The organism is Stenotrophomonas thermophila, assembly GCF_001499715.1.
Lineage (GTDB): Bacteria > Pseudomonadota > Gammaproteobacteria > Xanthomonadales > Xanthomonadaceae > Stenotrophomonas > Stenotrophomonas hibiscicola.
Map to the genome: position 1 here is coordinate 1 of NZ_CVIW01000047.1, position 9,610 is coordinate 9,610.

Here is a 9,610-nt window from a genome sequence, read left to right on the forward strand (position 1 = left end):
GGCGGATGCCGGAAACCTGTCGAGTGGTGCGCCCGGAGAGATTCGAACTCCCGACCGCCTGGTTCGTAGCCAGGTACTCTATCCAACTGAGCTACGGGCGCCCTGCGACAGGAGCGGAATTATGCGGATGTCGGCGCAGACCGTCAACAGTTTTGTGAAAATTTTCATCCAACTGAATGAAAAAGCTGTCAGCCACGGCGTCCGGCGCCTTCAGCCACGCGAAATGATCGGCGCGCGTGCCCAGTTCCTGCGCGGACAGCACGCGCAGCTGCGCGTCCACATTCGGCAGCTTCGCCAGCAGCGTCTGCATCGATCCGGTGGGGGCCAACCAGTCGTGCTCCATCAGCACCGCCTGCGCGCTGCCATGCACGCGCGCCATCTGCGCATCGAGGTCTTCGTCCATGCCGGACGCGGCGTAGTGGTTGTTCAGGCCCACGCGCGCCCAGTCGGCAATCAGGCCGCGCGCCTCGGTGCCGCCGAAGCCAAGGCGACGGCCATGCAGCACGCCCTGGCGCTGAGCGATCCACGGCAGAAAGCGGTAGACCAGCGGCAGCAGCCATCCGCGTGGTGGCGGGAAGCCACGCCAGAACGGTGAGCCGCTGGCGCCCAGCCACAGCCGGTTGAAGTGCTGCGGATGGCGTCCGGCATGCACGCAGGCCAGCTGCCCGCCAAGGCTGTGGCCGCCGATGATCCAGGGCAGGGTGCCAGCCTCTTCATCCGCTGCAGCCAGAACGGCCTGGCTGCCTGGCAGATCCTGTTGGAGTACCTCGCGATAGCCCCAGTCCAGCGCGCGCGATGGGCGCAGCGAACTGCTGCCGTTGCCGCGCCACTCGTGCAGGTACACCGCCACGCCCTTCGCCGCCAGCGCCAAAGCCAGTGGCAGGTAGTGGCGCGCGGCCACGCCCAGTGCCGGCAGCCACAGCAGGCGCGCAGTGGGGTGCGCGGGCACGCAGGCAATCACTTCGTAGCGATGGCCGTCGTCGCACTGTACGGCGAGGATGCGCGGCGCCAGGTTCATGCGTGTGGTGCCGCGCCGAAGTGATCGAGCACCCGCACCTCGCTGCGACCAGGGGCATGGCTCCGCTGCAGGCTGCGTGCGACGTAATCGATGCCGGCTTCGCAGGCGTTGGCCAGGCTCAGGCCATTGCACAGCTGCGCGGCGATGGCCGCAGCCAGCGTGCAGCCGGTGCCATGTGCGTCCAGTGGCAGGCGGGCGTGGATGAATTCTTCGTTGCTGACGCCGTCGAAGTAGCGGTCGATTACGCGGTTGCCTTCCTGCAGGTGGCCACCTTTCAGCAGTACGGCGCCGGCACCGAGATCGAGCAGGGCTGACGCCGCGCGCTCAGCGTCATCGCCATTGCTGATCTTCCGTCCGACCAGCAGTTCTGCTTCCGGTGTGTTGGGGGTGATCAGCGTGGCCAGCGGGATCAGGCGCTCACGCATGGCCTGCAATGCGCTGTCTTCCAGCAGGCGCGCCCCACTGGTGGCGACCATCACCGGGTCCAGCACCACGTGCGGCGGACGATGCTTCTCCAGTGCGTCAGCAACGGCGTTGATCACGCCGGCGTTGGCCAGCATGCCCAGCTTTACCGCGTGAATGTCGAAATCGTCGAAACAGGCTTCCAGCTGCGCGCGCAGGAAGTCGATCGGCGGCACATGCACGGCGATGACGCCACGCGTGTTCTGCGCGGTCAGTGCGGTGATTGCGGAGAGGCCGTGCACGCGATGCGCGGCGAAGGTTTTCAGGTCGGCCTGGATGCCCGCCCCTCCACCGGAGTCGGAGCCGGCGATGGTGAGGGCGGAAACGGGAGTGGTCGGGCTCATTCCGCGATTGTGCCGTGGTCGCGCAGGGGAAGGTAGATCCACGCCATGCGCCGATGTCCTTGATTCAATGCCGCCAACGTGCCCATTGCTGGTACAGCACATAGCCCAGGCCCGTCAGGCCAGTCAGCAGGGCAGGGGCGAGCAGGGCGTCATATTGCCAACGCATGAACAGCCAGGCGCCGAGGATGCCGCCGGCCAGGAAGCCGCTGATGATCAGGCCGCTGAGGGTCAGGCGTCGTACCTGCAGCGGCAATCCGCGCAGCAGGTGGCCCAGGCCGATGCCGAGGTCGGTGAACATGCCGCTGAGATGGGTGGTGCGTACCACCGCGCCGCTGAAGGTGGTGGCCATCGCGTTCTGCAGGCCGCAGGCCATGGCGGCGGCCAGTGCGCCCCAGATCTGGTGGCGTTCGAACAGCGGAATGGCCACCAGCAGCAGCGCGGACTCCAAGGCCAGCGCCACGCCGTAGCGTCGGCCCAGTTGCAGGGTACTGTCCTGGATCAACAGGCCGCTGAGCATCGCACCCAGTGAGAACGCGATCAGCAGCCCCCACAGATGGCCGACCGCGCGCCAGTCGCCCTGCGCCAGCGCCATGCCCAGCTGGCTGGTGCTGCCGGTCATGTGGCTGACCGCCTGATGCTCGAAGCCGAGGAAGCCGACCACGTTGACCATGCCGGCCACGCACGAGAGCGCGACCGCACCAATCCAGACCCAGGTGGGCAGGCGTATTCCCATCGGCAAGGCCCCTCAGGGCCCGCCGAAGCCGCCGTTGAACTGCAGCTCGCTGAAGGTATTGCTGGAGGGGTCGAACACCGCGCCCCAGAACTGCGTGCCGCCGTCGCAGACGCGGATCGCTTCCCGTGCCGGATTGATGCCGCTGCCATCGGGCAGGTGGAAGGCGTTGACGTAGATCAGCCGCTTGCCGGCGCTTTCGATGCCGACGTACTGGCGGTCGAAGTCCAGCACCTTCGGGACCTGTGCCTGCAGCGACGAGAGCTGTGCTTCCAGTTGGTCGATCTGCTGCCGGCTGGGTGCCCAGTAGCCGCTGACCCGGCCCGCCTCGCGGCCTGGACTGGGCCGCGAGCAGGTGTCGAGCACCTGCGCGGCGATGATCGGGCGGGTGACCACCCAGGATTGTCCGGTACGTTCGGCGGTCGGCACGCTGGCCGGGCCGCGCGTGGTGGTGCAGGCGCCGAGCACGGCTGCGAGGGCGATCGCAGCCGTGGGCAGCAGCAGGCGGGTGCAGCGGTTCACAACACCTCCGAAGCGTAATCGGCCAGGCGCGAGCGTTCGCCACGGCGCAGGGTGATATGCGCACTATGCGGCCAGTTCTTGAAGCGATCCACCGCGTAGGTCAGGCCCGAGGTGGTTTCGGTCAGGTACGGGGTGTCGATCTGCTCGACGTTACCCAGGCAGACGATCTTGGTGCCGGGGCCAGCACGGGTGATCAGCGTCTTCATCTGCTTGGGGGTGAGGTTCTGCGCCTCGTCCAGGATCAGGTAGCGTGACAGGAACGTGCGGCCGCGCATGAAGTTCATCGAGCGGATCTTGATGCGGCTGGCGAGCAGGTCGTTGGTGGCTTGGCGGCCCCAGGTGCCGCCTTCCTGGTTGTGCGTGAGCACTTCCAGGTTGTCGGTCAGCGCGCCCATCCACGGCGTCATCTTCTCTTCCTCGGTGCCCGGCAGGAAACCGATGTCCTCGCCAACGCTGACCGTGGCGCGGGTCATGATGATCTCGCGGTAGCGCTGCTGGTCCATCGTCTGCGCCAGGCCGGCGGCGAGTGCCAGCAGGGTCTTGCCGGTACCGGCGGTGCCCAGCAGGGTGACGAAGTCGATCTCCGGGTCCATCAGTGCGTTGAGGGCGAAATTCTGCTCGCGGTTGCGTGCGCTGATGCCCCACACGGCATGGCTGCCGTGGCGGAAATCATCGACCAGCGACAGCACTACCTTGCCGTCGCCGACCACGCGGCTGACGCGCAGTTCGACTTCGTCTTCGCCGGGCAGGTAGACGTACTGGTTCGGGTACCACTCCTCGCCATCCTGCGTCTGGATCTCGTAATGGCTGCGGCCCTTGTCGCTCCAGCTGCGCAGATCCTCGCCGTGGCGCTTCCAGAAGTCTTCGGGCAGCTCGGTGGCACCGGTGTAGAGCAGGCTGAAATCGTCCAGTGCGCGGTCGTTCTCGTAGTCCTCGGACACGATGCCGGCGATGGCGGCCTTGATCCGCAGGTTGATGTCCTTGGAAACGAACACCACCGGCAGGTCCGGCGTTTCTTCCTTGAGGGCCAGGATCGCGCCGAGGATGGCATTGTCCGGAATGACCTTGCCAAAGCTCTTGCCCGCGTCGAAATGGCTGGTCTGGAAGCGCAGCTTGCCGGCGCTCTGCTTGCCGCGCAGCTGCAGGCCATTGGGACGCTGCAGTGGAATGCCGTCGGCCAGGTTGTCCAGGCCGGATTCCTGCACCAGCTCGTTGAGGAAACGGCTCACCTGGCGAGCGTTGCGGCTGGCTTCGGAGGTGCCCTTCTTGCCGTTGTCCAGCTCCTCGATCACCTGCATGGGCAGGTAGATGTCGTGCTCCTCGAATTTGAACAGCGCGGTGGGATCGTGCATCAGCACGTTGGTATCCAGCACGTAGATGCGCTTGCCTCGGGTCATCGTCGATTCCTGGTTACGGACAGGGAAAAACCACCACGGCCTGCTGCGGGGCAGGGTGATGGCAGACACAGTAGGCAGTGGGACTCACTTGGACTGGGAGGCCTTCAGTTCGGCGAGAACGGCATCGGCATGGCCGGCAACCTTGACCTTGCGCCAGGACTGCACGATGCGGCTGTCGGGGGAAATCAGGAAGGTGCTGCGTTCGATGCCACGTACCTGCTTGCCGTACATGTTCTTCATCCTGATCACGTCGAAGGCGGTGCACAGCGCTTCGTCGCCATCGCTGACCAGCGGGAAGTTGAAGCCCTGTTTGGCACAGAAGTTGTCGTGCGACTTCACCGAGTCGCGCGAGACGCCCAGTACCACCGCGCCTGCCTTCCTGAACTTCGGCAGCAGAGCGTTGAAGTCGATGCCTTCGGTGGTGCAGCCCGGCGTGCTGTCCTTGGGATAGAAGTACAGCACCAGCCATTGGCCGGCATAGTCGCCGAGGGTGGCGTGGTCGCCGCCGGACAGGGCCAGCGGCAGGGAGAGGGTAGTGCTGTCCAGGGTGTCGCCGTTGTTCATGAGGTCCTTCTGTCGAGCCTGGGTTCTTGCCATTACAGCTACATGAAACGCCACGCGCGCGTGAGAGACGCGCGAAGAATCAGAACTTCATGGGATCCATGATCGCGTCCAGGTTCAGGTGGTCGCAGAACTCAAGGAAATCGTCGCGCAGCGCGGCAATATGCATGTTGGCCGGCACGCCGATGGTGACCTGTGCGCTGAACATTTCCGCACCGGTCTGCATGGCGCGGTAGCGCGTGCTCTGCAGGTTCTCGATGGTGATGCCCTGGCGGTCGAAGAAATCGGCCAGCTGGAACAGGATGCCCGGCTTGTCGGCGGCGATCACCTCGACGATGTAGGGCAGCAGGTTGGACTGCGCCTGCTTGGCGGCGGTGCGGTACCAGACCAGCTTCAGCCCTTCCTCGCGCTCCAGCCGGGTCAGCATCGCCTCCAGCTTGGCCACCGAGTCCCAGGAGCCGGTGGCCAGGGCGGTGACCGAGACGTCGCGGCCGACCGTGGCCAGGCGTGCGTCCACCAGATTGCAGCCGCTGTCGGCGATGCGGCGGGTGACGGGCAGCAGGGGGGACTCCGGATGCGTCGTGTAGGCGTTGATCAGGAGGTGGTTTTCGCTCGGCGCGGGGCGCGGGGTGGTGTCGGTCAAGGCGATTCCGGGTAATGCATGCGTGAGTCTGAATGCCCGCCAGAGGCGGGGATCCACCGGTGTCCAGCATACTTGCCCGTGCTTTCGCGCCGCAAGTAACATTCAGGTCGCCCCCGGCCTTTCGTGGCGGGCGTTTTCCCTTTCCAGCCAAGAGCAGCACGTCCTTGTCCCTTTCCGGCCTCATCACCGCGCTGGCGACCCCGTTCCGGGCCGACGGCGCCCTCGATCCCGACGGTTGGCAGCGCCTGCTGCACCTGCAACTGGAAGGTGGCGTCCATGGCGTTGTCGTTGCCGGCTCGACCGGCGAAGCGGCAACCCTCACCGATGCCGAGTACGACCTGCTGCTGGCCAGCGCGGTCGAACGCATTGGCGGCCGCATCCCGGTCATGGCCGGCACCGGCCTGTCCGGTACTGCCAAAACCATCGAACAGACCCGTCGTGCGGCCGCGCTTGGCGCCAGCCATGCACTGGTGGTCACCCCGCCTTACGTAAGGCCGACCCAGGCCGGCCTGATTGCCCATTATCGTGCGGTCGCCGACCAGGGCGGGTTGCCGGTCGTGCTGTACAACGTGCCCGGCCGTACCGGTTGCGACATGCAGCCGGAGACCGTGGCCGAACTGGCCAGCCACCCCAACATCGTCGGCATCAAGGAGGCGGTGGGCGACACCGGCCGGGTGCAGGCGCTGCTGGCGCTGCGCAGCCCGAAGTTCGCGGTCCTCAGTGGCGATGACGGCACCGCCGCGCGCTCGATCCGGGCCGGCATCGATGGCCTGATCTCCGTGGGCTCCAACGTGCTTCCGGGTGCCTACCGCCGGATGTGCGAACTGGCCGCCGCGCACGACCATGCAGCCACCGAATCCTGGGACGCGCGCCTGCAGCCGTTCCACGATTTCTGCGGCGTTGAACCGAACCCGATTCCGGTCAAGGCGCTGCTGCGCCGCATCGGTGTCGGCCATGACCTGCGCCTGCCGCTGCTGCCGCTGTCGGCGCCGCACCATGCGGCCGCCGACCACCTTGCCGGCGACATCGCCGCCCTCGAAGCCCTTTCCAGCCACTGACCTTCCGTCTTGGTCTGACCCAGGAGATTCACATGCGTCAATCCGTTTCCACCGTCCGCGTGCTGTCCTATGCCCTGCTTGCTGTGGCGGTCGCTGCCGGCACCACCGGCTGCTTCAAGCGCGGCGTCAAGGGCGACTACGCCCTGGCCCCGGAAATGCGTCCGCTGGAAGTGCCGCCGGACCTGAACCTGCCGGCCACCACCGGCGACAACAAGGTGCCGACCCTTGCCTCGGCGACCAAGCCGGCGGCCCCGGTGGCTGCGGCCCCGGCCGTGGGCAACACGGGTTTCACCATCGCCGGTGGCAAGGATGAGGCCTTCGCCAAGGTCGGCACCGCGCTGGAAGGCGTGGAAGGCGTGACCATCGCCAGCCGCGCGCAGCTGCTGGGCTCGTATGACGTGGCCTACGAAGGCAGCAACTTCCTGGTCCGCGTGGTGGCCGTCGATGCCGGCGCCTATATCTCCGCGGTGGACCCGCGCGGCCTGCCGGCCACGGCCGAAGCGCCGGTAAAGCTGATCGCCGCGCTCAAGGCGAAGCTGGCCCAGTAAGGGCTGGTCGGGTGGGTGCGGGCCTTGGTCCGCACCCGCTCTGGTAGAGGCCGGCCTTGGTCGGCGCTTTTGTGCCAACCAGGGTTGGCAGCTACCGGACGGCGCGGTTGATGGATTCCAGATCGCGCGGTTGGCAGATGCCGGATCTTGCGGTTGGCACCTGCCGAAGAACAGAAAAGGGCGCCGATGGCGCCCTTTTCGTTGTCGCTGTGGGCGCCTTTCAGCGTTCCAGCAGCTTCAGCTTGTCCGGCTTGCCATCCCATTCGCCGGCGTCGGCAGGCGGGTCCTTGCGCACGGTCAGCACCGGCCACTCCTTCGCCAGCTCGGCGTTGAGGGCGACGAAGCTCTCCTGGCCGGCAGGAACATCGTCCTCCGGGAAGATCGCGTTGACCGGGCATTCCGGTTCGCACAGGGTGCAGTCGATGCACTCATCCGGATCGATCACCAGGAAGTTCGGGCCTTCGTGGAAGCAATCCACGGGGCACACTTCCACGCAATCGGTGTGTTTGCACTTGATGCAGTTTTCGGTGACGACAAAGGGCATGGGCTGGGGGCGGATCGATTCCTGAACCCGCCAATTCTAGAACAGGTTGGCCCCCAGTGTCGGCGCGGGGCGGAAATCGGGCGCCTGGCAGGCGCGGCCGTGGCGGACATTGGCGGCAGGGCAAGGCCTGTGCGACGCTGCGGGTCAGCCGGCTGCGTCGGATGGCCGGCCTCCCTTCCCAACAGGTTCATCCATGTCCCAGCGCCAACCCGGCATCGCCTCCCACGGCGGCGAAAACACGGCATTCATCGTCCTCATCAGCTGCGTGGCCACCCTCGGTGGATTCCTGTTCGGCTTCGATAGTGGTGTCATCAATGGCACGGTCGACGGCCTTCGCCAGGCCTTCAGCTCCAGCGAGGCGGCGCTTGGTTTCGAAGTCGCTTCGATGCTGCTGGGGTGTGCGGTCGGTGCCTTCCTGGCAGGCTGGCTGGGGGATCGCCTGGGCCGCCGAGGCGTGCTGATCGTGTCGGCGCTGATGTTCCTGGTTTCGGCGCTGGGCGCCGGTGCCGCTCACGCTTCCTGGCTGTTCATCGCCGCGCGCGTGGTGGGCGGTTTCGCGGTGGGCGCGGCCAGCGTGATGTCGCCGGCCTACATCGCCGAGGTGGCCTCGGCGCGCTATCGCGGGCGCTTGGCCACGGTGCAGCAGATGGCGATCATCTGCGGCCTGTTCGCCGCCTTCCTCAGCAATTACCTGCTGGCCCGTGCCGCTGGGGCGTCGACCGAGCCGCTATGGCTGGGCCATGAGGCCTGGCGCTGGATGTTCTGGATGCAGGCGCTGCCATCGGGGCTGTTCCTGCTGCTGTTGCTGGTGATTCCCGAAAGCCCGCGCTTCCTGGTCGTGAAGGGGCGCCCGGAGCAGGCGAGGGCGGTGTTGGCGCGGCTGTACGGCGAGGCCGCAGCCACGGCCAAGCAGGCCGAGATCGAGGCGAGCCTGGCCCAGGACCAGCACAAGCCACGCTTCGCCGACCTGCGCGACAAGGTCACCGGCAGGCTGCGCCCGATCCTCTGGGTCGGCATCGGCCTGGCGATGTTCCAGCAGTTGGTCGGCATCAACGTGGTGTTCTACTACGGCGCGGTGCTGTGGCAGGCGGTGGGGTTCTCGGAAAGCGACGCGCTGCTGATCAATGTATTGTCCGGTGCGCTGAGCATCGGTGCCTGCCTGCTGACGGTGCTGCTGATCGACCGCATCGGACGCAAGCCGCTGCTGTGGATCGGCTCGGTCGGCATGTCGGTAGCGCTGGTACTGATGGTGGTCGCGTTCGCCAGTGGCAATCTCGCCGACGGTCGACTGCAGTTGTCCGACGGCATGGGCCGGCTGGCGCTGGTGGCGGCCAACGTCTATGTGGTGTTCTTCAACATGTCCTGGGGCCCGGTGATGTGGGTGATGCTGGGTGAAATGTTCCCCAACCAGATCCGCGGCCCGGCATTGGCCGTCGCCGGTGCGGCGCAGTGGACCTCGAACTTCGCGATCACCGTGACGTTCCCGATGCTGCTGGCGGGCATCGGCCTGGCCGGGGCCTACGGGATCTATACGGTGGCGGCCATCCTCTCGATCTTCTTCGTGGTCCGCTACGTACGCGAGACCAAGGGCAAGGAGCTGGAGCAGATGGAAGGCTGACGGCGACTGGCTTCGGTTGCGTTCCGTTGGCGCCTGCTTGTCCAGAGTGTGAGGGGGCAGGCCGCCCTCTCCAGGACACGCAAGAGCCCATCCATGGTGCTCGATGGCGCCATCCATGGCGCCAACGGTCCTGGAGAGGGCGGCCTGCCCCCTCCTGACAGTTTC

At 66.5% G+C, this 9,610-nt stretch carries 11 protein-coding genes and 1 tRNA gene; 3 read left to right on the forward strand and 9 right to left on the reverse strand.

The annotated features are described in order from the left end of the window. Positions 1-24: 24 nt before the first annotated feature. The 8 genes from BN1263_RS16685 to BN1263_RS16725 form a co-directional block, all read right to left on the reverse strand. Positions 25-101 (reverse strand) — tRNA-Arg (locus tag BN1263_RS16685). Then, complete coding sequence (locus BN1263_RS20240) at positions 92-1,018, reverse strand: alpha/beta hydrolase family protein (protein WP_080398864.1); 927 nt, start codon at positions 1,016-1,018, stop codon at positions 92-94. Before BN1263_RS20240 ends, BN1263_RS16685 begins: the two co-directional genes overlap by 10 nt. Next, positions 1,015-1,824 carry a bifunctional hydroxymethylpyrimidine kinase/phosphomethylpyrimidine kinase gene (gene thiD / locus BN1263_RS16700; protein WP_058982738.1) on the reverse strand — a complete coding sequence of 270 codons (810 nt, stop codon included), beginning with the start codon at positions 1,822-1,824 and terminating at the stop codon, positions 1,015-1,017. The genes BN1263_RS20240 and thiD overlap by 4 nt, the downstream gene beginning before the upstream one ends. 64 nt (positions 1,825-1,888) lie before the next feature. Further along, positions 1,889-2,557 carry a YoaK family protein gene (locus BN1263_RS16705; RefSeq protein ID WP_019661173.1) on the reverse strand — a complete coding sequence of 223 codons (669 nt, stop codon included), beginning with the start codon at positions 2,555-2,557 and terminating at the stop codon, positions 1,889-1,891. 12 nt (positions 2,558-2,569) lie between these two features. Next, a complete protein-coding gene (locus BN1263_RS16710; RefSeq protein ID WP_058982741.1) occupies positions 2,570-3,076 on the reverse strand; it encodes a hypothetical protein in 507 nt (168 codons plus the stop codon). Further along, on the reverse strand, positions 3,073-4,473 hold the full coding sequence (locus BN1263_RS16715; RefSeq protein WP_058982742.1) for a PhoH family protein: 1,401 nt from the start codon (positions 4,471-4,473) through the stop codon (positions 3,073-3,075). The genes BN1263_RS16710 and BN1263_RS16715 overlap by 4 nt, the downstream gene beginning before the upstream one ends. Positions 4,474-4,557: 84 nt before the next feature. After that, positions 4,558-5,037: a peroxiredoxin gene (locus BN1263_RS16720; protein WP_058982744.1), complete on the reverse strand. Its 480-nt coding sequence runs from the start codon at positions 5,035-5,037 to the stop codon at positions 4,558-4,560. Between the two features lie 79 nt (positions 5,038-5,116). Then, on the reverse strand, positions 5,117-5,677 hold the full coding sequence (locus tag BN1263_RS16725) for a glycine cleavage system transcriptional repressor (protein WP_019661177.1): 561 nt from the start codon (positions 5,675-5,677) through the stop codon (positions 5,117-5,119). Positions 5,678-5,841: 164 nt separating this feature from the next. Here BN1263_RS16725 and dapA point away from each other — a divergent pair, with 164 nt between their 5' ends. Together dapA and BN1263_RS16735 are read left to right on the forward strand one after the other, a co-directional pair. Next, positions 5,842-6,735: a 4-hydroxy-tetrahydrodipicolinate synthase gene (gene dapA, locus BN1263_RS16730; protein ID WP_019661178.1), complete on the forward strand. Its 894-nt coding sequence runs from the start codon at positions 5,842-5,844 to the stop codon at positions 6,733-6,735. Between the two features lie 32 nt (positions 6,736-6,767). Next, on the forward strand, positions 6,768-7,283 hold the full coding sequence (locus BN1263_RS16735) for a hypothetical protein (protein ID WP_046986015.1): 516 nt from the start codon (positions 6,768-6,770) through the stop codon (positions 7,281-7,283). Positions 7,284-7,503: 220 nt separating this feature from the next. Here BN1263_RS16735 and fdxA read toward each other — a convergent pair whose 3' ends face one another. Continuing rightward, complete coding sequence (gene fdxA / locus BN1263_RS16740) at positions 7,504-7,827, reverse strand: ferredoxin FdxA (RefSeq protein ID WP_004153066.1); 324 nt, start codon at positions 7,825-7,827, stop codon at positions 7,504-7,506. 193 nt (positions 7,828-8,020) lie between these two features. Between fdxA and BN1263_RS16745 the strand changes: the two genes are divergently transcribed. Then, complete coding sequence (locus tag BN1263_RS16745; RefSeq protein WP_058982745.1) at positions 8,021-9,445, forward strand: sugar porter family MFS transporter; 1,425 nt, start codon at positions 8,021-8,023, stop codon at positions 9,443-9,445. Positions 9,446-9,610 lie beyond the last annotated feature (165 nt).